Genomic DNA, 22,354 nt, shown 5'->3' with positions numbered 1-22,354 from the left:
CCTATTGCTCGGCATGTTTATGCTGTTCAATATCTCAGTATCGCGGGCTAATAGTGATGAGCGGGATAGCATACCCGAGACAGCCTACTCTTTCGGCTACCCCTTGGGGCTTGGGGTGCATTTTGGGTCCACAGGTTTTGGGGCTCAATTTTATTATCCGCTGGGCCAACAGTTTGGCATGCGCCTCGGTGTAAGCTATATGCCGTTCAGCACAAACATTGAGGGTACGTATAGTAACCGTGCGACACGGAGTGAGGCCAAGGCCAAATCATCCAATGCCTCTGCTATTTTCGGTTGGACACCCTTCGTGAATAATCGGGGCTTTTTCCGCAGTTTCAACGTGCAGGTGGGCGGCGCCTATTTCTTTAAGCTCGATGGAACCCTGACCACCCGTTTGGCGGATCCCTACCGTTATGGTGATATTGCCGTTGATCCAGAAATGGTCGGTACGATAAAGACCAATGTGGCCTGGAAGAAAACCGTTAATCCCTATGCGGGTATCGGCTGGAGCAATATCCTGATCGACAGCCGCTTTTCAATGCATGTGGACTTGGGCTGCTATTACCTTTCTAAGCCTTCTGTGACGATGGAAGCAACAGGTCTATTGGAAGAAAATGTCAATAATGCCGCCACCATCGAGAATAACATCAAGAACTACCGCTATTTGCCCCGTATCGAAGCAGGCATCAGTTATCGGTTTAAATAGGTAAATATATAAAACAGAGTCATTATGAAAATCAAAAAAATCGCGATATATAGTGCCTTAGCTTTCTCATTGTTGGGCGGGGTATCTTCCTGTGAGAGTCCGTTGAAGGATTTCAACCTGCAGGTAAGTACAGAAGTTATTCAAAATTATGCTACCCTGAAGGTGGTAGATATTGATGGTAAGACAATCAGCGGGGTGACAGTCACACTGAGTTCTGGAGACACTCAGGACATTTACAACATGAATGGCTATAAAGATTTTAAGCTGACAGATAACCTGATCACTTTTGGTCTTGATCCTAAGCGGACGGCCAGTGCTGCAAATCCGATCCGTTTTCGGGTGCAGCTTGCAGCTTCGGGCTACACGACACAGGAAGTACCTGTTGCCATCACAGATGCATCGAGTGGTATACAGACGATCGTGCTGACAAAACCGACAGTTGTTCCGGACGGTGCGAAGGAAACGGTCGCCAATGTTGACCTCAGTTCCAATGGGTCCACAACAGCCGCAACGACAGTTACCGTACCCTCCGCTGTAGGCGGCGGCAATATGGAAGTGACGATTCCGACCGGTACCCAGTTTAAAGATGCCAATGGCAACGTCATTACAGGCGGCAGCACTGTTCAGATTATTTTGACCAGCATCGATGCCGACAATAAGGATGCTGTCGAATTACTCCCGGGCGGGGATGTCAAAAGCGACAAAGTCGTATTGGCCAACGGCAGTACCGTTGCAGGTACGTTCAGCCCGGCAGCCGTTGCTGAAATCAGCATGTTGGTGAATGGTATAGCGGTGAAACAATTCAGTCAGCCACTTACGGTGAGTATGCCTGTTGACGCAGGTTATGTGAGCCCGATATCCGGTGCATCCATTGCAGCGGGGCAGGTATTTCAGATCTTTTCCAATAGCACCGATGGCATCTGGCGTTACGAACAAAACAGTACAGTTACAGGCTCGGCTGCTGCCGGATTTAAAGTAAGTTTTCAGGTTCAGCACTTGTCATTCTATATGGCTGGTGAATTTGGTGAGGCCTGTCCTTCGGCACGCGTTATCACGTTCTCGGGCGACTGGATGACGAATGGGTCGACCTATCCGATTATTGTAGAAGCCATCTGGGGCGGCAAAGTGATTGCCACAGGTGAATATTCGATCAATAAGAATAATCCAAGTATCAGTTTGGTTGATGTGCCGTCAAGCGGTACAAGTATTGTGGTGCGCAACAGTGCCGGTAATATATTGGAGCAAAGTCCATTGGCAGCCTGTGGTCAGGTGACAGCGATGACATTGCCAAATCCGGGAGATGCTACGGGAACTACGTCGACGCTGCAGCTGTATGTACGTTGTCCGGACAAAACAACGACCATTACCCTGTTGCCAACATTCCAGTTATTCTACCGGGTAAGCGGCACAGGAACGTATCAGTTCCTAGGTACAGTGGACAATGGATTCTTGCGTACGACACTTTTAAAAACAGACGGTACCAAATATGATTTCAAAGCGATCTGGGGCCAACGTGTGAAAGAAGTCAACGCGAAAACTATTGCAGTAGACAATACAGCCACAGTAGGCATACAGCCGGGTGACATTATCGGAACCAAAGCAGGAGCGACCAATCTGGCTATCCTGACCGAAGAGTGCGGCAAATTATAAAAGCATTTAAGAACTCAAGTGTAAAAACTTGTGATTGTAGATTTGGGATATTCCGGCCGGGCGAGCTGGCCGGATATTCCTTTATAGACGAAACACTATCAATTATTATCTGCCAAAGAGATGTTAACAATTTTTAACCGAAAAAAGCGGAATTACGATTTAAGCTGGATGGATACGGATATGCATTCGCATCTCTTGCCGGGTATTGACGATGGTTGTACGGACGAGGCTGAGAGCATGGACCTATTGGGCCGTCTAGTCGATTTGAAATTGCAACACTTTTATTTTACACCACATATTTTTCAAGAGATGTACCCGAATACGCGAGAGCGTATCGGGGCATCATTTGACCAAGTCAAGGGCAAGGGTTTTGATAAAAAATTAGGTGGCTACGCGGCCGAATATATGCTCGATTCTAATTTTGAGCAGCTTCTGCGTCAGCCCGATCCTCAATTTCTTGTCCTTCCGAATAACCATATCCTGATTGAGATGTCATACATTCAGGAAAATAAGCAGATCGAAAAATTGATTTTTGATCTGTTGATAGCGGGATATTACCCGATACTGGCACATCCCGAACGCTATATTTTTTATCATACCGATATGCAGAAGATAAGCCGGCTAAGGGAGATCGGCTGTTTATTGCAGGTGAATTTGCTGTCCATTATCGGTTATTACGGCACGCATGAAAAGCGTGTCGCCAAGTATCTTGCTGGCGCAGGTCTTGTTGACCTTGTCGGTACAGATGCCCATCATGAGCGTCATGTGAAAGCCCTGGAGCATGGGCTGCAACGTGAAGATCTCAAAAATTATTTTAAACGATGCGAATTACTGAACCCTAATCTTTTTGATCCATCATGGACATCGGGTTAGCCGGACCATATAAAATAAAAAAAACTACAATTTACAAGTATATCACAATGAAAACACACTACAAAAAGCAAGCAGGGCACCATCGCGTATGGCTGTATTTCTTGCTGATGCTATTGACACTGAGCAGTTGCTCGGTCAAGAAAATCGTTTATTTCAACGATCTGCAGGCAGATTCTCTCCGGGTATTGAAAGAAGCTGCGGCCTTTACCGAGCCTACCATCCATCCCGATGATATCCTCAGTGTCACCGTACAGACGTTGGATCCCACGACTAGTTCTGTGGCCAATCAAGCCGAAGTCATTCAGGCCATTGGTGCCAGCTCGGCTGCCATGGTTGGCAATCAGGTGATCAGCGGTTTTTTGGTCGACAAAGATGGGTTTATTCAGATGACTTTATTGGGCAAGATCAAAGTCGGCGGGCTTACGACCTATCAGGTCCGGGACAAGATCACGGAGCTTGCCTCGCAATATTATAAAAACCCCACGGTTCAGGTCCGTTTTGCCAATTTTAAGATCACGGTATTGGGCGAGGTGACTCGGCCAGCGACTTATACGGTCCCCAATGAAAAGGTGACCGTGCTGGATGCACTTGGGCTGGCCGGCGACCTGACGATCTATGGAAAGCGTGAAAATGTATTGCTGGTAAGGGATCAACAGGGACAAAAGGAGCTGGTGCGGCTCAATCTGAATGACAGCGAAGTCTTCAGATCACCCTATTTCTATCTGCGGCAGAATGACGTGCTGTATGTGGAGCCGGGCAAGGCCAAAGCAGCGGCCAACAATGCGGCACGTACCCAGACTTTTGCCATTATCGGTTCGTTGTTGTCGGTGCTGATTGTTGCAATCTCACGTTGGTAATCTTTGCAGGTTAAATAGCCTTTTTAGCAAGGTGCCCGTGTTCATTGTCATTAGTCGACAGCTGCACAGGGCATCTCCATAAAAATATTGAATAGTATGAGTAAAAAAAATATAGACTGGGAAGAGGAGTTTGATTTTGAGACTGAAAAGTCCGATAACAAAGACCTGTTGCGTTTTTTTGGACGCATAATGGCCAATTGGTACTGGTTTGCCCTTTGCGGTTTTTTGGGCCTATTTTCTGCTTTCTTTTATCTGCGCTATAGCATTCCCAATTATAAGGTCCATGCCAAGCTATTGGTGTCCGACGATAAAAAGGGAGGTGGCATGCTTTCCTCTTCTGCACTGGGCGATCTATCCAGCCTGATGGGCACCAAGAACTCCGTTGATAATGAAGTGGAAGTCTTAAAAACGGCAGATCTGATGCGTGAGATGGTGCTGGCCGAAAAGGCCTACCTCCGTTACTTCAAGGCCGGCAGGGTACATAATGTGCCTGTGGGCAACGCTCCCTATATTTTGGAGCTGCTGAGCGAAGTAGATTCGGTTAGTGAGCCTTATAGTTTCAAGATCCACCCGCTGAATGCCAATGAACTTGAACTGAGCAATTCCGATACCAGCTTTCGTGTGCGTATGGGACAAACCTTTAGCCTGGCGCCGCAATGCAAGCTCAAGGCTGTTGCCAACCCGGCTTTTGACCAGTCCAGGGAGGATGATTATGGCTTTGTGCTGAGTCCTGTCCGGGATGTGGTGGACGATCTGGGCAAAGCCCTTCTGGTAGAGGTGACCAATAAAAATGTATCCACCATTGATCTGACACTTGAAAGTACCTTGCCCAAGTATGGAGAGCAGCTGCTGACCACGCTAATCCAAAAATATGTGGAGCTGAATCTGCACGATAAAAATGTCATTGCCGATTCGACACTGTCCTTTATCAATGCCCGGCTGTCGAAGATCACCGATGAACTGGCCGGTGTAGAAGACCGGATTTCGGGTTACAAAAAGAGAAATCAGCTGGCCGATATATCCGAGCAGGGCAAGGTATTGATTGCCAGTTCGGCAGATTTTACCGTTAAGCTTGCGGAAGTTGAAACCCAGCTGGCCGCTTTGGATGCTGTGGCAGGTTATCTCAACGATACGAAGCATCCGCGGGTAGTGCCTTCGGCCGTTATTCCGCAGGACATTGGGTTCAATGCCCTAATTCAGCGCTACAATGAGCTGGTCTTGCAGCGTGAACGCCTGCTTCTGGCCAATACCGAGGATAATCCACTTGTACAGAATATTACAACCCAGATTGCCGGTGTGCGGCAAGACATGATAGCCAATGTGGCTTCCACGCGTAAGCAGCTGGCACTGGCCAAACAAAGCCAGCAGGCGCTGGCCAATCAGGTGACCTCGCAGATCCATCAGGTACCCACGATTGAGCGGGGCTATATAGATCTATCGCGTTTGCAGCAGATCAAACAGGCACAGTATATCTTTTTGCAGGAAAAATGGGAAGAGACCGCCATCGGCCGGACCGCCAATGTGTCCAATTCCAAGGTGATCGATTCGCCAAAGGCTGAAAAGAAGCCTTTTTCACCCAAGGGAAAGATGATCTATATCTTAGGTTTGCTGTTTGGCTTGGCCATTCCATTGGCTGTGATCTACCTGAAGGGTCTATTTAACCTGCGTATACAGGGGATGGACGATATTGAAGCTGTTAATAAGCTTCCTATCCTAGGCATGATTGCCCATTCCGATGATACGGAACAGGTCGTTGTTACCAAAACCTCGCGTTCACCTATAGCCGAGCAGTTTAGGGCGATGCGGACCAATCTGGAGTTTGCCCTCAACGGCGGAAAGCGTATTCTTTTTACTTCATCGATGTCAGGTGAGGGTAAGTCGTATGTGGCTTTAAATCTTGCCGTTACTTTGGCTTTATTGGACAAAAAGGTTCTGTTGATGGAGCTGGATTTGCGGAAACCATCCATTACCTCCAAGCTAGGGCTTCCGGCGGGCAAAGGATTTTCCCACTATATTGTACGGCCCGATATGCGGCTGGATGAAATCATTATGGCTTCGGGGGCCCATGAAAATGTACATTTGATTCAGGCGGGTGCTATACCGCCCAATCCTGCGGAGCTGCTGGTTCATCCACGCACACAGGAGCTGATGGACGAATTGGCCAAGCGCTACGATTATATATTGATGGATGCGCCGCCTGTGGGGATGGTGACCGATGCTCAGTTGCTGTCGCGCTATGCCGACTGCTGTCTGTATCTAGTGCGCCAGGGATTTACCCTCAAAGAGCAGCTGCGTATTCCGAATGATTTGGTTGCTAGCCATAAGATTAAGCCTATCCAGTTGATTGTCAATGATATTAAGGCCAAGGGTGGGTATTACAATAATTACGGTTATGGCTATGGCTATGGTTACGGTTATGGCTATGGAGACTACGGTCAGTCAACCAAAGGGAGGAAATGGTGGATGTTTTGGAGAAAAAGATAGACGTGAAATATAAAATTGGTTTTATTGTTCTTTATTAAAATTATCTTATTATGATCAAGATATTAGATTGTACGTTACGTGATGGTGGTTACTATACCAATTGGGATTTTAGTGATGAGGTTGTCGATAATTATATAAAATATACGAATAATTTACCAATAGAATATTTGGAGGTAGGTTATAGAAGTACACCTATAAAAGGCTATTTGGGTAGATATTTTTATTTGCCGATTTATGAACTCGAAAAGATTAAATCGTTGTCTCAAAAGAAACTTGTGATTATTCTAAACGAGAAAGATACTAGATTAGAAGATTTAAAGGAGTTATTGCAACCTTTGCAAGGGATCGTATCCATGATTCGAATTGCACTTGACCCTCAAAATCTCTTGAGAGCAATTAAGCTTGCAGAAGGCATAAAAGTCTATGGATTCGAAGTCGGTTTCAATGTAATGTACATGTCCAAATGGAAAAGTTATTTGGACTTCCAGAGTAATCTTTCTAAGGTTTCTGGAGTAGCCGATTATTTTTATATGGTTGATTCTTATGGAGGTGTATTTCCCCAAGATGTTATCGATACTATTGCTTTGGTAAAATCGCACTTAAATGTTAAGTTGGGTTTCCATGGTCATAATAATCTAGAGCTGGCTTTGATCAATACTCTTACCGCTATTGATCACGGCGTAGAGATAGTGGATTCAACGGTGACTGGAATGGGTAGAGGTGCGGGAAATCTGAAGACAGAGCTGTTGTTGACAGCTTTCAATAACAGATTTAACTTTGACGTTGATTTTAACTCTTTGGGAGACCTTGTTAATACTTTCTCCGGTCTACATCAGAAATATGAATGGGGCACAAATTTGCCGTACATGATTTCAGGTGCTAATTCCTTGCCACAAAAAGATGTGATGGACTGGGTCACTACACGGTTTTATTCATTTAATAGTATTATTCAAGCCCTTCAAAATCAAAAACAAAATGTAAAGGATAATGAACAATTGCCAGTTTTTAAACCTAGCCTATCTACGAATCGTGTAGTTATTATTGGGGGCGGTAAAAGTGCTTGTGAGCATGTTGATGCTGTAAAGGAGTTTATTTCAGCAGATCCTGATTTAACTATTGTATATGCAAGTTCCAAAAATGCATTTTCATATCAAGGACTTAAGAATAGACAGATATTCTGTCTAGTAGGTAATGAAGGCCATCGGATGGAGAAAGTATTCAATGATTTAGACAGTTTCAAAGGACAAACAGTTCTGCCTCCGTTTCCGAGAAAAATGGGAACCTATATACCTTCTTGTGTGAAAAGTAACAGTTTTGAATTAGAAAAAGTAGTCTTTACAGATAAGTATCAGGATTCTCATACTGCTTTAGCATTGCAAATCACTCACGAGTTAGGCGCTGATGAAATTTATCTCGTAGGTTATGATGGCTATAATGACTTCCCCATTACTGAAAAGGAGAGGCAATTAACATCTGAGAATGAATTTTTGTTTAATCGTTTTGCCGATTTTAATAAAAGCCATGTAATAGCTATCACGCCTACACGTTATGAAATTCCGGTTAAATCAGTCTATAGTTTGATTTATGACAAATAAAGTTAGTTTTTTTCTACCTACTCGGAAAGGAAGCCAACGGGTAATAAATAAAAATACCAGGCCTTTTGCCGGTAAAGATGGTGGTTTATTGCTGCATAAGCTTCGTCAACTTTTGACCATGAAAATGGTAGAGGAAGTTGTGTTGTCTACAAATGATGAAAGTTGTATAGAAATTGCCGAAAGTATTAAAGATGATTTCGGAAAGTTAGTGATTGATCATAGACCTGATCATCTATGTTTGGACAGTACTAATTTGAGTGATCTTATTGCTTATGTTCCGAATGTCGTATCTGGTGAGCATATAGTTTGGGGGCATGTTACCACTCCTTTTGCAGATGCTACTATCTATGATAGAGGAATAAATTCTTATCTAAATGGTTTATCCCAAGGATTCGACTCTTTAGTGAGTGTGCAGAAATTTCAAAATTTTTTATTAAATAATAGGGGTGAAGTTGTTAATAATGCGAGTACCCTTGCATGGCCGCGGACTCAGGACTTAGAAGTATTGTATGAGATAAATCATGTAATGTTTATAGCGAGTAAAGATATTTATGTTCGAGACAAAAATAGGTTAGGTAGTAAGCCATATCTTCTTGAAATGGATAAAATTGAATCTTTTGATGTTGATTGGGAAGAGGATTTTAAAATTGCAGAATTAATGTATGGATATACTAAGTAAATATAAAGTGATCCTTTGGGATTTTGATGGCGTAATCATGGATTCAATGCCTACCCGTTCTTTGGGATTTGCAAGAACACTAGTTGATTTTCCCAAGGATCAAGTTGATCAGTTGTTGGAATTTCATAATCTAAATGGAGGTCTTTCGCGATATGTAAAATTTAGGTATTTTTTCGAAGAGATCCGAAAAGAATCTGTGTCTGAATCTAAGATATCGGAATTAGCAAGGGAATTTTCTGCGATTATGTTAGGATTATTGATTGATGAAAAGCTTTTAATAGAAGATAGTGTGTCTTTTATAAAGGAAAACTATAGAAATTTTTCTTTTCATATAGTTTCTGGCTCCGATGGAACAGAACTAAATATAATTTGTAAGGAATTAGGATTATCAAAATATTTTCAGACTATAAATGGATCCCCTACCGCTAAAGTTGAACTGGTTTCAAAGTTATTAAAAGCTTATAATTATAATTATAATGAGGTGGTACTAATTGGGGATTCAATTAATGATTTAGATGCATCAAAAATGAATAATATACAATTTATAGGATATAATAACAGTAATTTGTCTGAATATAATTATATAAAGTCTTTTAGCAATAAATAAGATATTTAATAGTTATGATAGGCAGTAAGGAAAACAACAATAGTTCTGTAGCAAAAGGTACTTTATTTTTGTATATTAGGATGGTTATCCTTATGATAGTCACTTTATATACTTCCAGAGTGATTTTGGCTACTTTAGGAGTCCAAGATTTTGGTATATGGAATCTAGTAGCAAGTTTTATAGTATTATTTTCTTTTATTCAAAATGCTATGGCTACTTCAATTCAGCGTTTTATTTCAGCTGAGATTTCTAGTAATAACTATGAGAAAATTAACAGAATAATCTATAATAGCAATTTAATTTATTTGCTTGTAGGACTGCTGTTATTTATTCTAGCAGAATTTTTTGGTAATTATTTTTTAAACTATGTGTTAAATATACCTGAAGATAGGTTATCGAGTGCTTTCATTGTATTTCAATTTGTGATTTTAGATACTTTTATAAAAATTTTAAGATTACCATTTGATTCATTAATCTTGGCTTATGAGAGGATGAAATTTTATGCTATTGTTAGCTTAGTAGAAGCGTTCTTGTCTTTAATGATTATCTTCTTTCTTAAGTTTGTAAGATTCGATGATAAACTTATTTTATATTCAATTTTGCTTTGTATAACCTCGCTAATGATAAATTTCTGTTTCTATACATTTTGTTATAAAAACTGGAAAGTGAAGTTTTATAATATTTCGTATGACAGAGATTTATTTCGCTCGATCTTTTTCTTTGGAGGGTGGAATATGTTAGGTGGTGGAGCCACTTTGCTATCTACCCAAGGAGTCAATGTTGTGGTGAACGTTTTCTTTGGGGTTTTGGTCAATGCAGCATTGGGTATTGCAAATCAGGCTAGCGGAGCGGTTAATAAATTTATATATAATTTCCAATTAGCATACATTCCCCGAATTATGAGGTTATACTCCTCAAATCTGGATGATGATTTAGATAAATTGATAATCCAATCGGCTAAATTCTCCTTTCTTTTATGTTGGCTGTTAGCCTTTCCATTGATATTGAATATGCCTTTTGTTTTAAAAATATGGTTAAATAATGTACCAGAATATTCTGTGATTTTCTGTCGTCTGATATTGCTAACATATTTACTAGAGTGTATATCAACTCCGCTGTGGATAACAATTCAAGCGTCGGGCAATATTAGAAAATACCAATTGGTTTATAGTAGTGTAATGCTGTCTAATATAGTGTTATCGTATTTGGCTTTAAGATGGGGTGCCGAAGTTTATTTCGTAATGGTTGTTAAATTCTTTGTCGCGCTATTATGTAGTTCTGTGAGATTATATTATTTTTCAAAGATGCAGAGGTTTAGTGTTAATTTTTTCCTTAACCAAGTGTTGTTTAAATGTATAGCAATCGCGGTTATTTCGGGAGCCATTTCTACTATCGTTTATTTTCAACTTTCATCTGAGTTAAACAGGCTGTTATATACATCTATTCTGTTCTTAATAGTTGTCACCTATTCTTCGTTTAAATTATTCTTAAATAAAGAAGAGAGCATGTTGGTTATTAGTTTTTTAAGAAAAACCTTTAAAATTTAGTATTGTGCTAAAATTAAGATTGTTAGAGTCGAGTTTGAATCGTTTTTTAACCTGCGCTTTAGTCATGTTCCCGATAGCATCTTTTTTTGATATATCTTTTTATGACGAAGCATTTGTTGCTATATGTCTTTTGTTGTTTTTGATAAAGAGGCCTCAACTAAGTAGAATTGACAAAACATTTATTATTTTACTATTTATATCGTATATCATAGGTTTTATTTCAAATATGAAAAGTGGTATAATAAACAATTGGAATGCTATAGTTTTAGATGCTTTTGCCATTTACAAACCTTTTGTAGCATTTTTTACTATAAGATATTTGGTAAATAGTTTCAATAAATATGGCGTTGTTTATTTATTGACTAGTCTTTCCAAAATATGGATTATTGTAGTGTTTTTCCTCGCATTCGTTTCTCAATTTCTAAATATTGGTATGACAGAAGGACAAAGGTATGGTATTAAAGCCTTCACTTTTGTCTATGATAATCCTAGTATTTTTGGTATTACAACTATAATTGCTTTAATCAATATAGCAACAACACAAAAAAGGAATAATATTTTATTGTTTTATTTTTTAATGGCTTGTTTATCATTGCTTTTAACTACTAAAGGCATTTTTATCTCTTTTATAATCTTTACTATACTTATATATTTTTTTAATAGAGAAGGAAAGTTAAAATTCAGAAATATTATTCTTCTTGGGTTTGGATTATTACTTGTAAGCAGTTATCAAATTGAAACATATTTAAAAAACTCCGAATCTCCGCGTATGGTTTTTTTATATAACGGGGTTAAAGTTGCAAACGATTATTTTCCCATTGGATCTGGATTTGCAACATTTGGGAGTGAAGAAGCTAAGCGTGCGTATTCAAAGTTATATTATAAATATGGTTTTGATTCTTTATGGGGAATGAATGAGGAAGATGGCCAATTTCTTAATGACAACTACTGGGCTATGATTTTGGGACAATTAGGATATATAGGATTTGCTACCTTTTTCTGTCTTTTGTTCTGTTGTTTTAAGGTGATAAATGAATATAGAATAAAGAATAAAGTAGTTAAAAGCATGTTATTGTCTTCATTGCTAATGATGTATGTGACCAGTGTTGCCACTGGAGTCACAAAATCGCTGGCAGGAGTATACCTGTTTTCCTATCTAGGATTAATGATTCCAAATAAAAATTTTAAATATGCAAGAAACATTAAAAAAAGTAAAGATTATTTATTGGTTAGGAATACGATTAAAGATAGTGTATAATAACTACATTATTGATACCCTTGATTTGTTTAGATTGTATTTCCAAAAGAGTAATTTGTTATATCAATCAAAAAAATTTTTGAAAATTAGAGAATTTAAAAATATTCACAAAGGACAGAGATGCTTCATAGTTGGAACTGCCCCAAGTTTAACTATTTCTGATCTGGATCTAATTAAAGGAGAATTGTCTTTTAGCGTAAATTCTATAGTAAAAATATTAGATAAAACAGAATGGAGGCCGACCTATTATGGTATACAAGACATGCACGTTTATGAAAAGATTGAAAAAGATGTTATTAATGCTAATTTGCCATATTGTTTTGTGGGACATCGGCTTTATTCTAAGTTTAAATCAGCGCAAGGTTTTATTCCTTATTTTTTATATAATTGCCGGCATTCTTCACATGGTGAGCTAATGCCATTGTCATCTAACGTGTCTAATGATGTTTCTAAAGTTGTTTATGATGGATATTCAATTGTTCATTCATTAATTCAAATAGCAATATATATGGGATTTCATGAAATTTATATAATAGGTTGTGATTGTTCATATGATATAAATGGAAGTCATCACTTTGTGGAATCTGGTTTTTTTGATAAACAAGCGGCTACCGTGGGAGAAAGAATGATATATGCCCATAAAATTGCAAAGGAATATGCCGACAAGAATGGAGTTCAAATATTCAACTGTACTAGAGGGGGAATGCTGGAGGTTTACGAACGAGTCAATTTGGAGTCGTTATTTAATAGGGATAATTATACGAGTTAATAATTATCTAAATAACTTATTGTTTAATAGATTAGTTTAGTTTAATGAAAGTTTTACAGCTGAATGTTTATAATTTTAGGAAAGGTGGTTCTGAGGCAGTTTTCTTTAATACAATAGAATTGCTGGAAATGAATGGGCATAAAGTTTCGACATTTTCTCTTAAATGGAATAATAATTTGCAATCAAATTATTCTAGGTTTTTCCCAGACTCAAAAGAAACAAGAAAGGGTAAATTGAAACCGATAAAAGATATAATCAATTACTTTTATAATTTTGAATCTGCTCGTAAACTTGAGCAATTAATTTTAGAAGAAAAACCTGATATTGCTCATGTGCATTTGATATGGGGGCAGATATCGTCTTCTATTCTACCGGTTTTAAAACATCATTCTATACCAATTATATTTTCGATTCATGATTATAGAATTATATGTCCAGCTTATACATTTAAAAATGGGAATAATGAAATATGCGAAAAGTGCGAGGGGAATAAGTTCTATAATTGTATTAGTAATAAATGCACTAAAGATAGTTATATATTAAGTTCTATGATGGCTAGTGAGCAATATTTTAGAAATATATTTTTTAACCCCGCAAAATATATAGACGGATTCATATATGTGAGCTCTTTTGCTAAGAAGATGCATGAAAAATATATGCCTCAATTAAAGAATAAGGCAAATGTCGTATTATACAATTTTGCCGATGAAATAGTTTTATCTGAGAAAAAATCTAATGGTGATAAATTTTTTCTCTATTATGGCAGGCTTTCTCATGAAAAAGGATTAAAAACATTGATTGAGGCATTTGCTTTACTGGATACTTGTAAACTTAAGATTGTTGGTACAGGACCGCTTGAAGAAGAGTTGATTGATTTTGTTGAAAAAAGGGCGTTACGAAATATTGAGTTCTTAGGTTATAAATCTGGTTATGAACTGGAAAATATTGTCAAAAATGCTTATTTTATAATTGTCCCTTCGGAATGGTATGAAAATAATCCTATGACTATTGTGGAAGGATACTCAAATGCAACTCCAGTTATTGGTGCTTCTATAGGTGGAATCCCAGAAATAATTGAGGACAATAAAACGGGGTATTTGTTTAAGCCTAAGAATGTCCAAGAATTAGTAGAAGTAATTAAATTGGCCAATAATTTAGACCCTGAAGATTATCGATCTTTTAGTTTTAACGCTCTGCAGTTTGCTAAACGTTATTTTAATAAACAAATTTACTATCAAGAATTAATAAATTTCTATAAGAGATTAAAATATGAAAATAGCAATTGTAGGAACGAGAGGAATTCCTAATCATTATGGTGGATTTGAGCAGTGTGCTGAATTCTTGGCTTTGGGACTTGTAAACAGTGGACATGACGTCATAGTTTATAACTCACATAATCATCCCTATCAAGAAAAAAATTGGAATGGTGTTGTTATCGTTCATTGTTATGATCCAGAGGATAAAATTGGAACAGCGGGACAGTTTATCTATGACTTAAACTGCATACTTGATGTTAGAAAAAGAAATGTTGATATTGTTTTGCAGTTAGGATATACTAGTAGTTCTGTATGGGGATGGCTCATGCCCAAGCATGCTGTAATCACCACGAATATGGATGGATTGGAATGGAAAAGAACCAAATATTCTAACACAGTTCGCTCTTTTTTGCTTTGGGCGGAGAAGCTAGGGGTTAATTATAGTGATTATTTGATTTCTGACTCTGTTGGTATACAAGAATATTTGAGTCTAAAATATAATGTGGAATCTGATTTTATACCTTATGGAGCAGATGTTTTTAAAAATCCTAGTGCTCAAGTTCTCGACGAATTTAATCTAGATCTATATAATTATGATTTGTTAATTGCTCGGCTTGAACCTGAGAATAGTATTGAAATTATATTGGAAGGAGTAAATATGGCGAACCATAATAGACCCTTCCTAGTGATTGGAAAAAATGAGACGCCTTATGGAAAATATCTGAAATCAAAATTTGAGAGGAACGCTAATATTAGGTTTGTTGGTGGGATTTATAATATAGAAAAGTTAAATAATTTAAGATATTATTCAAATATTTATTTTCACGGACATACAGTCGGAGGAACTAATCCATCATTATTGGAAGCAATGGCGTCTAGCAGCCTTATATGTGCAAATTCTAATCCCTTTAATAAATATATTTTGGGGGAAGACGCTTTATATTTTAATACCGCTACAGAGGTCTGTGAGATTTTAGATTCTGTTAATAAGAAAGAGCATAAGAATATTTCAATGTTAAATGCTAACTTAGAGAAGATTGATAAAATGTATAATTGGGAAACAATTGTAGGACAGTACCTAAACCATTTTAATAATATTATTCATTTAGGTAAAAGAAAATAATATTTAGTCATTTATATGCTTTTTGTTGCATGAAAAATACTTTTTTTATCTGTTGTTATATTCTTTTATTGAGCATAATAGTTCTCGGTTGTAACATTAATCTATTTGCACAGACAGATACGATGAGGCAATACCTCCAGGTAACAGTAGATGCAGGATATTCTGGCAATAATGCAGTGCCCTTCTGGATGCGGTCCAACCAGTTTGGATCTATCCCGCTGAGTGGTGCTTCGGGTAGTGTAGTGCTGCGTGCTGCTCGCGATTACTCCCGCTTAGGTGAATGGACTGAAATAAAGGAAAGGGCTCCCGCTTGGGACTGGGGATACGGCCTGGAGGCCCGAGCAAATATGGGTTCCAAAATCCAGGGCCAACTGATTGATGCACATGCCAAATTGCGGTTTAAAATGTTTGAAGCCAAACTGGGCCGTACCAAAGATGTGATGGGGCTCAATGGGGATACCCTTCTTAGCTCAGGCAACTTTGCCGTATCAGGAAATGCCTTAGGAGTTCCTATGCTGGATATAAGGCTCTCCGAATATTATCGGCTCCCTTGGTTTGACGGCTTATTTTCCTTTAAAGGTAATTTTGCCAATGGCTATATGGGCAAGATGCTGATCGATCCTGGCCAGTTTAAAACACCGCCACGCGATAATAATATGCCCACATTGCTGCACCAGAAATCGTTGTATGGACGCATCGGTAAAAAGGACTGGCGCATCAATTTCTATGGTGGTATTAGTCATCAGGTGCAATGGGGGGCTGAAAAGAAGGTTTATGGAAGTAATTATACTTTAAATGATTTTCAGACATTATTGTATGTGATGTTTGGAAAGGCTTATGGAGCCCCAGGTGTGCCCAGATCAAAGCTAGGGAATCAGCAAGGCTCAATTGATATGGCCTTTTCCTACGATTGGGACAATTTGCAACTCATGGCTTATCGGCAAAATTTCTATGATGTAGGTGCTATTTCCAAATTGGCCAATATTGCAGATGGACTAAATGGCATCACCTTGATCAATAAACGATTTGGCCACTCGTTAAAAAATTGGGATTGGCACAAGGTTTTGGTCGAGTTCTTTTATTCCAAGGACCAGGCGGGATACCCTTGGTCAAAGCCAACGAAATCGGGTGATGAAGACTATTATAACAATTACTACTATACACAGGGCTGGTCTTACAAAAGCCAAGGCCTAGGTTCTCCATTGATAGTGACTGCACACAGCGCACGTGCTGGACAGGCAAATTTTCCCGGTGATTATTTTATCAGCAATCGTGTCGTGGCTGGCCATATCGGAACGAGGCTTCAGTTGTATGGCTGGAATGTGTTCAGCAAAATGACATTTGCAAGGCATTATGGTACTTTTGCCACCAGTATTTATGGTAAATCTACTGGAAAGATAAGACACGATATTTACGAGAAACAATTTGTCCCTGTATCTCAGTTCTCTGCAATTTTATCGGGTGAGCGGCAGCTCAAAAATAAAATGTACCTCGGGGTATCGCTCGCCTTGGATCAGGGGCAGCTGCTGGAGAATAGTTTCGGAGCACGTGTATCTTTACGAAAAGTGTACGGCATAGCTAAAAAATAAGTTATCTTTCATAGCACTATAATTTATTAGATTCAGTCAGCGTTAATATTGAAGAGCAAAGGCGATTAATCTTTTTTGCTGAAAGACAGTCTATTAAAAAAATGAAGTGGTATGGCAACGGACTTTATTAAAAATAAACATTTGGCCATTCGCGCAGGTTTCGGAATCAGCCTTGCGCAGGTCGAAAGATTAAACCATCTTCATCCAGAAGAGTTTTGGAAGGAACTTGCACAGAGCAGACCCTTTCGCCCAATTAATTTTACTCCCCTGAAGCTCGATTTCGATGATCTGCCAGCATCACAGCTCGATGCCGAACAGAAAAAACAGCTTCAGCGACGAAATCAGAAACAGATCAACGAAATTAACCTCAAATTCCTGCAGGAAATGGTCAGCTCTGAAGATCAGCTCCGCGAAAAAATGGCTTTCTTCTGGCACGGCCATTTTGCTTCAAGGAGCGGCAGCCCGCAGTTTAATGAGCTGTTGCTGAATAAAATCAGGGAAAATGCACTCGGCAACTTCAAAAGCCTCCTTTTGGCAGTTTCCACATCACCTGCAATGCTCAATTTTCTCAATAATCAGCAGAACAGCAAAGGACATCCCAATGAAAATTTTGCGCGTGAACTCATGGAGCTTTTTACAATGGGGAGGGGAAACTATACCGAACATGATGTTCGTGAGGCCGCAAGGGCATTTACTGGCTGGTCTTACAACAAGGATGCTGTTTTTATACAAAGGAAAAATATCCACGATGAAGGGATGAAAACTTTCCTTGGAAAAACGGGCAACTTTGATGGCAATGCTATCCTTGATATTATTCTGGAACAACCTGCTGCAGCTAAATTTATTGCAACTAAAATCTATCGTTTTTTTGTCAATGAAAAAGCAGATGACAAGCTCATTCATCGTTTAAGTGAAAAGTTGTATGCTACGGGTTATGAGATAATGCCCTTGCTCGAAGATATATTCACATCGCCCTGGTTTTTCAAAAAAGAACATATGGGTAGCAAGATTAAGTCGCCCATCGAATTAATGGTGGGCATGATGCGTATATTGGATATGAAAGTCGGTGTTCCCGAAAATTTGATTACTTACCAGAAGCTATTGGGCCAGATGCTACTCTATCCGCCAAATGTGGCTGGATGGCCATCAGGAAGATCCTGGATCGATAGCTCTACACTATTGCTCCGTATGCAGATGCCGCAAATATGGACTGGTCTGAGGCCGCTCGATCTGAAACCCCGGCCAGACGACGACCTCGAAATGGGACTTCCTCAAAAACAGAATCTAACAAGCACATTCAAAGACCCCTAGATGAGTATTGATTGGAGCAAGGTAGAAGCTTCTTTTGCCGGTAGAAATGTTTCCGAAATCATTTTACAAAAAAGCTGGGCCGAAGGTCATAAGGTATTCCAGCGATTCTCGGATGGTCGTGTCCGCACGGATATCATCGATGTCATGAGCACGCCCGAATATCAGCTTTGCTAACCTTTAAAAAAATATAGCTATGATTATTAAAAGGCGTGATTTTATAAAAACGAGCTCTCTGGCTACTGCTTCTTTGATGCTTCCCAATTTCTTGAAGGCGATGGCTCTGCCCGAAGCACTTGGAAAGGATAATAAAGTATTGGTGGTTTTGCAGCTCAACGGAGGGAATGATGGGCTTAATACAATTATTCCGGTACGAAACGATATCTATTTTCGTGAACGAAAGGTGATTGCGGTCCATGATGCTTTGCCTCTGACGGACGAAGCCGGTATAAACCCTGCTTTGAGCTTCTTTAAAGAACTTTTTGATAGTGGGGAGATCGCTGTGCTGAACAATGTTGGCTACCCTAATCCTGATAAATCTCATTTTCGGAGTATGGATATCTGGCAGAGTGCCAGTAGGAGCGATGAATATCTTGAAAGCGGTTGGATAGGCAGATATCTCGATGAGGCTTGTTACCAATGCGAACATCCCACACAAGCACTCGAAGTCGGTGATATGCTGAGCCTGGCGATGAAAGGGAACAAGTCCAAAGCCTTTGCATTTCAAGATCCCAAGAAAATGTATCAGACAAGTCGCGAAGAGTACTTTAAATTTATCCATCAAGCGCATCGTCATGATGACGAAACCGTAGAATATCTTTACCAGACGTTGGGGGCAACCATCAATAATGCAGCTTATATATTTGATAAAAGCAAAACCAAAGCAAATAAGATGCAATACCCCGATTCGGCCTTGGCAAAGGATTTTAAGACCATAGCTTCTCTTATCAAGTCAGATATCAATACCAAAGTTTATTATCTTCAGATCGGGAGCTTCGATACACATGTCAATCAAAAGCAGCAGCAGGAGAACCTGTTTAAGATTATTAATGATGCGGTGAGGGCGTTTGTACACGATCTAAAAGAAAATGGACTGTTTAACGATGTGCTGTTGATGACTTTTTCCGAATTTGGGCGGCGGGTTGCTCAGAACGCGAGTAACGGAACCGATCATGGAACTGCTAATCAGCTGTTTTTTATTTCAAGTGGTCTAAAGAAGAAGGGATTATTGAATGCACTGCCTGATCTGCAGCATCTTAAAGATGGCGATCTCATCTATACCGAAGACTTCCGTAAAGTCTATGCAACTGTATTGAAAAACTGGCTCAAGGCGGACGATAGGAGAATTCTGGGCTGGAAAAATGGTATCTATGACTTTATATGAGAGAACGGTGAGTCCAGTGAACAGATAAAATTTTTGATTAACCTATTTTGCAAAAAAACGACCTATTTAAAGGTGTAGTTATTTATTATGGGTGCAATCTTATATTCCAGCCAGCTCGGTTTTTGGAATTCTTTAGTTTTAGGTGTAGCTAGCTAAGGGAAGATTACACTTTTTTGTCTAAATATTTGGAATTTATAACAGTACCTTTTTTTTTATATCCGAAATATATTGTCAAAGCTACTTCTTACAACAAGATATTTTGATGAAATTTTTATGATAAAAATTCATTGTTCAGTACTTTTTATCGTATATCAGGATGTTTTTGTCAAAGATCAAATAAGCAAAATTAAACATTTAATTTTTAGTAATTTCACTGATATAAAAATTACAAACAACAAAATTGGCTTTCATAAGATTATTTTAGAGATTATCAATGAAACATTGGGGATAAAATACATGTCCGCAAACCTTAAATATCATAAAAAAGCTGTTGACATATTTAATCAAATACTATCGAAAAATCTAAATGAAACATTTTATTATCCTTTTGCTCCTAATCCCTAATTTTGTTCTATCACAAGAATTGATAGATACGGATATAAACCAAAAGCTACAGCATTTTCTAGCTAAAGAAAAAGAAATGGGAAATGCAATTTTTCTGCCAACTGCAAAAATTATGACAGTTGCCAGTTGGAATCAACCAATTATATTCCAAAGAGAGCAAAATACTATTCCTAATCTATTAGTTTTTTATACAACATTTAAAAAAGACTCTGCCCTCGCAGAAATACAATATGACTGGGATACCAGCAATTTTCAGACAGTTACTCAGAGCAATAAACCAAAAGAATTTATTTATGCAATGTGCTTAAAATATGAAAATCTAGTAAAAGAAATTACTGAAAGGCATGGAATTGGTAAACAAGAGGGCTATTATACACCCGACGATTTAAAAAAAGAATTTGTTAATATAATACAATCAAATTCATGGAAAGTAAATGATTCGATTTCGATTAAGTCATCTTTAAAACTGATAGATTTACCTCTAAATGTTGCAGCCAAAAAGCCATTTTATAAGATTAATGTATATTTAAGTAAGAGGAGATCTTGGCTTCTAAATAAAAATGAACTATTAGAGCTGGACTCAAACTTCAAAGAGTTCTATAAAAAAGTAAAAAATAATGAATTAGAAAATGTTTCCTACTACATTACCCAAAGATTAAATGGGAGAATTAATCAAAGTGATTGGCAAAATCTTTCTAAACAATTTAATCAAAGTGAAGACATGGTATTTATAAATCAGATTGAGAAATTAGCGACATACTCCGAAGATTATGTTTTTCTGAATTACAAATATCAAGGTGGCAGAAAAGGTATAGAAAAATTTAGTCTAGAGGTAGGATTTGACAAAAACAAAAGGATTAATAGCATAAGGTCAATAAAAAATAAAAATATTCAACCATGAAAAAAACGGATCTATTTGATATTTCAATAAAAATCCTAGGAATATTTCTAGTTTTATTTAGTATCAATTCAACTAAAGAATTATTGTTATATAATGCTGTATCAATTAACGGTACAAACATGAATGAACAGAATTCGGTTCTTCTTATTCTTTGGTCTAATTTGATTCTACAATTATTGATCGCCTTTGTTTTCCTACTAAAATCAGAAGTATTTGTACATTTTTTTATTAAAGATGATCCTACAGATGATAAAGCATTAGCTTGCAATAAATTTGAAGCATATAGATTTGGATTTATCTTAATTGGTATCACTTTGGTTATTTTATCATTACCAAGCTTTATAGTGAATCTGTTTAAATACATATATTTAGTTCAGAATGACGTTCTAAATAGAGGATTTGAATTTAGTAACCTTGTCACTCAAGGTATTAAATTACTATTATCCATTATAATTATATTTTACGCAACAAAAATCAGTGCATACTTTTCTAATTCAAAAGTGTACAAAGACAACCATTAGCTAAAAAAGAACATTTTAATGGATGTTTGAAGTTATTAAATTTTAGTATATGCAAACACTAAAATTGAAGTATAGGAGACGGAGCAAAATGGTATTAAACGGAGTAGATCCAAGTTTTGCTTTTAAAGTCACCCTTCTATTAAGAAGCTGTGAGAGTAAAGGTGTCGACTTTCTATTAACAGAAGGTTTAAGAGACCCTTATAAACAGGCAAACATTTGGAAAAATGGTCGTTCAGATATTGACATTGAAGAAAAAATCAATTTTTTAAGAGTCCAAAAGCCGTATTAACCAAAGATGATTATGAAACATACAATGATAAGAAAGAATTATTCTCAACGGCCTTAAGAGGAGATTTACTATCAAAAACGTTTTTGTTCATTGGGTTTAGCTTTGACGACCCAAATTTAGATTACATTTTGGGGAGAATCAAAATCTTACTTAAAGACAATACGCCAACTCATTATTGCTTCTTTAAGCTGGTTTCTGAAAAAGATTTTAATAGTCCTTATAAAACTCCTGAAGAAAACCAAGAGGACTATAGATATGCGAAAATAAAGCAAGAACTTAAAATAGAAGATTTGATTAGATATGGGATACATGCCATAATGATAAAAGAGTATTCAGATATTACTCAAATTCTTAATGAATATTCCGACAAAAGTGGTTCTTCGTCAATTTTGGT

The 22,354-nt window shown here is 38.0% G+C and carries 20 protein-coding genes and 1 pseudogene; all 21 read left to right on the top strand.

Annotation, left to right across the window (positions count from 1 at the left end):
* Nucleotides 1–115 precede the first annotated feature (115 nt).
* Complete coding sequence (locus tag B3E92_RS00150) at nucleotides 116–706, top strand: hypothetical protein (protein WP_286767968.1); 591 nt, start codon at nucleotides 116–118, stop codon at nucleotides 704–706.
* Between the two features lie 24 nt (nucleotides 707–730).
* Nucleotides 731–2,356 (top strand): hypothetical protein, encoded by a 1,626-nt coding sequence (locus tag B3E92_RS00145; RefSeq protein ID WP_286894774.1) that lies wholly within the window; start codon nucleotides 731–733, stop codon nucleotides 2,354–2,356.
* Nucleotides 2,357–2,476: 120 nt separating this feature from the next.
* Nucleotides 2,477–3,229: a tyrosine-protein phosphatase gene (locus tag B3E92_RS00140; protein ID WP_286778610.1), complete on the top strand. Its 753-nt coding sequence runs from the start codon at nucleotides 2,477–2,479 to the stop codon at nucleotides 3,227–3,229.
* A complete protein-coding gene (locus B3E92_RS00135; RefSeq protein WP_286894772.1) occupies nucleotides 3,214–4,086 on the top strand; it encodes a polysaccharide biosynthesis/export family protein in 873 nt (290 codons plus the stop codon). Before B3E92_RS00140 ends, B3E92_RS00135 begins: the two co-directional genes overlap by 16 nt.
* A 96-nt stretch (nucleotides 4,087–4,182) precedes the next feature.
* Nucleotides 4,183–6,570, top strand: a complete 2,388-nt coding sequence (locus B3E92_RS00130) for a GumC family protein (protein ID WP_286894769.1) — start codon at nucleotides 4,183–4,185, stop codon at nucleotides 6,568–6,570.
* A 50-nt stretch (nucleotides 6,571–6,620) separates the two neighbouring features.
* On the top strand, nucleotides 6,621–8,165 hold the full coding sequence (locus B3E92_RS00125; RefSeq protein WP_286767973.1) for an aldolase catalytic domain-containing protein: 1,545 nt from the start codon (nucleotides 6,621–6,623) through the stop codon (nucleotides 8,163–8,165).
* On the top strand, nucleotides 8,155–8,844 hold the full coding sequence (locus B3E92_RS00120; protein ID WP_286767974.1) for a cytidylyltransferase domain-containing protein: 690 nt from the start codon (nucleotides 8,155–8,157) through the stop codon (nucleotides 8,842–8,844). Before B3E92_RS00125 ends, B3E92_RS00120 begins: the two co-directional genes overlap by 11 nt.
* Nucleotides 8,828–9,451 carry an HAD family hydrolase gene (locus B3E92_RS00115; protein ID WP_286767975.1) on the top strand — a complete coding sequence of 208 codons (624 nt, stop codon included), beginning with the start codon at nucleotides 8,828–8,830 and terminating at the stop codon, nucleotides 9,449–9,451. Before B3E92_RS00120 ends, B3E92_RS00115 begins: the two co-directional genes overlap by 17 nt.
* 14 nt (nucleotides 9,452–9,465) lie before the next feature.
* The gene (locus B3E92_RS00110) at nucleotides 9,466–10,998 is read left to right on the top strand and encodes an MATE family efflux transporter (protein WP_286767976.1); all 1,533 of its coding nucleotides are present in this window, start codon (nucleotides 9,466–9,468) and stop codon (nucleotides 10,996–10,998) included.
* Nucleotides 10,999–11,224: 226 nt separating this feature from the next.
* Complete coding sequence (locus B3E92_RS00105; RefSeq protein ID WP_286767977.1) at nucleotides 11,225–12,256, top strand: hypothetical protein; 1,032 nt, start codon at nucleotides 11,225–11,227, stop codon at nucleotides 12,254–12,256.
* The gene (locus B3E92_RS00100; protein ID WP_286767978.1) at nucleotides 12,189–13,025 is read left to right on the top strand and encodes a 6-hydroxymethylpterin diphosphokinase MptE-like protein; all 837 of its coding nucleotides are present in this window, start codon (nucleotides 12,189–12,191) and stop codon (nucleotides 13,023–13,025) included. The genes B3E92_RS00105 and B3E92_RS00100 overlap by 68 nt, the downstream gene beginning before the upstream one ends.
* A gap of 44 nt (nucleotides 13,026–13,069) precedes the next feature.
* A complete protein-coding gene (locus B3E92_RS00095) occupies nucleotides 13,070–14,332 on the top strand; it encodes a glycosyltransferase (RefSeq protein WP_286767979.1) in 1,263 nt (420 codons plus the stop codon).
* A complete protein-coding gene (locus B3E92_RS00090) occupies nucleotides 14,295–15,404 on the top strand; it encodes a DUF1972 domain-containing protein (RefSeq protein WP_286767980.1) in 1,110 nt (369 codons plus the stop codon). Before B3E92_RS00095 ends, B3E92_RS00090 begins: the two co-directional genes overlap by 38 nt.
* Before the next feature lie 122 nt (nucleotides 15,405–15,526).
* Complete coding sequence (locus B3E92_RS00085; RefSeq protein WP_286894765.1) at nucleotides 15,527–16,993, top strand: capsule assembly Wzi family protein; 1,467 nt, start codon at nucleotides 15,527–15,529, stop codon at nucleotides 16,991–16,993.
* A gap of 111 nt (nucleotides 16,994–17,104) precedes the next feature.
* Nucleotides 17,105–18,304 carry a DUF1800 domain-containing protein gene (locus B3E92_RS00080; protein WP_286894762.1) on the top strand — a complete coding sequence of 400 codons (1,200 nt, stop codon included), beginning with the start codon at nucleotides 17,105–17,107 and terminating at the stop codon, nucleotides 18,302–18,304.
* A complete protein-coding gene (locus B3E92_RS00075) occupies nucleotides 18,305–18,478 on the top strand; it encodes a hypothetical protein (RefSeq protein WP_172462357.1) in 174 nt (57 codons plus the stop codon). It abuts the gene before it with no gap.
* A gap of 19 nt (nucleotides 18,479–18,497) precedes the next feature.
* Nucleotides 18,498–19,685, top strand: a complete 1,188-nt coding sequence (locus B3E92_RS00070; protein WP_286767983.1) for a DUF1501 domain-containing protein — start codon at nucleotides 18,498–18,500, stop codon at nucleotides 19,683–19,685.
* A gap of 526 nt (nucleotides 19,686–20,211) precedes the next feature.
* Nucleotides 20,212–21,150 (top strand): hypothetical protein, encoded by a 939-nt coding sequence (locus B3E92_RS00065; RefSeq protein ID WP_286768009.1) that lies wholly within the window; start codon nucleotides 20,212–20,214, stop codon nucleotides 21,148–21,150.
* Complete coding sequence (locus tag B3E92_RS00060) at nucleotides 21,147–21,671, top strand: hypothetical protein (protein ID WP_286768010.1); 525 nt, start codon at nucleotides 21,147–21,149, stop codon at nucleotides 21,669–21,671. Before B3E92_RS00065 ends, B3E92_RS00060 begins: the two co-directional genes overlap by 4 nt.
* 49 nt (nucleotides 21,672–21,720) lie before the next feature.
* On the top strand, nucleotides 21,721–21,960 hold the full coding sequence (locus tag B3E92_RS00055) for a hypothetical protein (RefSeq protein WP_286768011.1): 240 nt from the start codon (nucleotides 21,721–21,723) through the stop codon (nucleotides 21,958–21,960).
* A gap of 47 nt (nucleotides 21,961–22,007) precedes the next feature.
* A pseudogene (locus tag B3E92_RS00050) lies at nucleotides 22,008–22,354 on the top strand (SIR2 family protein); the annotation flags it as partial.

It is taken from the genome of Sphingobacterium sp. UBA6317 (genome assembly GCF_002440385.1).
GTDB classification, from domain to species: Bacteria; Bacteroidota; Bacteroidia; order Sphingobacteriales; family Sphingobacteriaceae; genus Sphingobacterium; species Sphingobacterium multivorum.
Note: the sequence above shows the minus strand (reverse complement) of the source record. Positions and strands in the feature narration are given on the sequence as shown.

Coding starts and splice junctions, on each gene's coding strand:
- B3E92_RS00145 (WP_286894774.1), top strand. CDS start 731: ATGAAAATCAAAAAAATCGCGATATATAGTGCCTTAGCTTTCTCATTG.
- B3E92_RS00140 (WP_286778610.1), top strand. CDS start 2,477: ATGTTAACAATTTTTAACCGAAAAAAGCGGAATTACGATTTAAGCTGG.
- B3E92_RS00135 (WP_286894772.1), top strand. CDS start 3,214: ATGGACATCGGGTTAGCCGGACCATATAAAATAAAAAAAACTACAATT.
- B3E92_RS00130 (WP_286894769.1), top strand. CDS start 4,183: ATGAGTAAAAAAAATATAGACTGGGAAGAGGAGTTTGATTTTGAGACT.
- B3E92_RS00125 (WP_286767973.1), top strand. CDS start 6,621: ATGATCAAGATATTAGATTGTACGTTACGTGATGGTGGTTACTATACC.
- B3E92_RS00120 (WP_286767974.1), top strand. CDS start 8,155: ATGACAAATAAAGTTAGTTTTTTTCTACCTACTCGGAAAGGAAGCCAA.
- B3E92_RS00115 (WP_286767975.1), top strand. CDS start 8,828: ATGGATATACTAAGTAAATATAAAGTGATCCTTTGGGATTTTGATGGC.
- B3E92_RS00110 (WP_286767976.1), top strand. CDS start 9,466: ATGATAGGCAGTAAGGAAAACAACAATAGTTCTGTAGCAAAAGGTACT.
- B3E92_RS00105 (WP_286767977.1), top strand. CDS start 11,225: ATGAAAAGTGGTATAATAAACAATTGGAATGCTATAGTTTTAGATGCT.
- B3E92_RS00100 (WP_286767978.1), top strand. CDS start 12,189: ATGCAAGAAACATTAAAAAAAGTAAAGATTATTTATTGGTTAGGAATA.
- B3E92_RS00095 (WP_286767979.1), top strand. CDS start 13,070: ATGAAAGTTTTACAGCTGAATGTTTATAATTTTAGGAAAGGTGGTTCT.
- B3E92_RS00090 (WP_286767980.1), top strand. CDS start 14,295: ATGAAAATAGCAATTGTAGGAACGAGAGGAATTCCTAATCATTATGGT.
- B3E92_RS00085 (WP_286894765.1), top strand. CDS start 15,527: ATGAGGCAATACCTCCAGGTAACAGTAGATGCAGGATATTCTGGCAAT.
- B3E92_RS00080 (WP_286894762.1), top strand. CDS start 17,105: ATGGCAACGGACTTTATTAAAAATAAACATTTGGCCATTCGCGCAGGT.
- B3E92_RS00075 (WP_172462357.1), top strand. CDS start 18,305: ATGAGTATTGATTGGAGCAAGGTAGAAGCTTCTTTTGCCGGTAGAAAT.
- B3E92_RS00070 (WP_286767983.1), top strand. CDS start 18,498: ATGATTATTAAAAGGCGTGATTTTATAAAAACGAGCTCTCTGGCTACT.
- B3E92_RS00065 (WP_286768009.1), top strand. CDS start 20,212: ATGAAACATTTTATTATCCTTTTGCTCCTAATCCCTAATTTTGTTCTA.
- B3E92_RS00060 (WP_286768010.1), top strand. CDS start 21,147: ATGAAAAAAACGGATCTATTTGATATTTCAATAAAAATCCTAGGAATA.
- B3E92_RS00055 (WP_286768011.1), top strand. CDS start 21,721: ATGCAAACACTAAAATTGAAGTATAGGAGACGGAGCAAAATGGTATTA.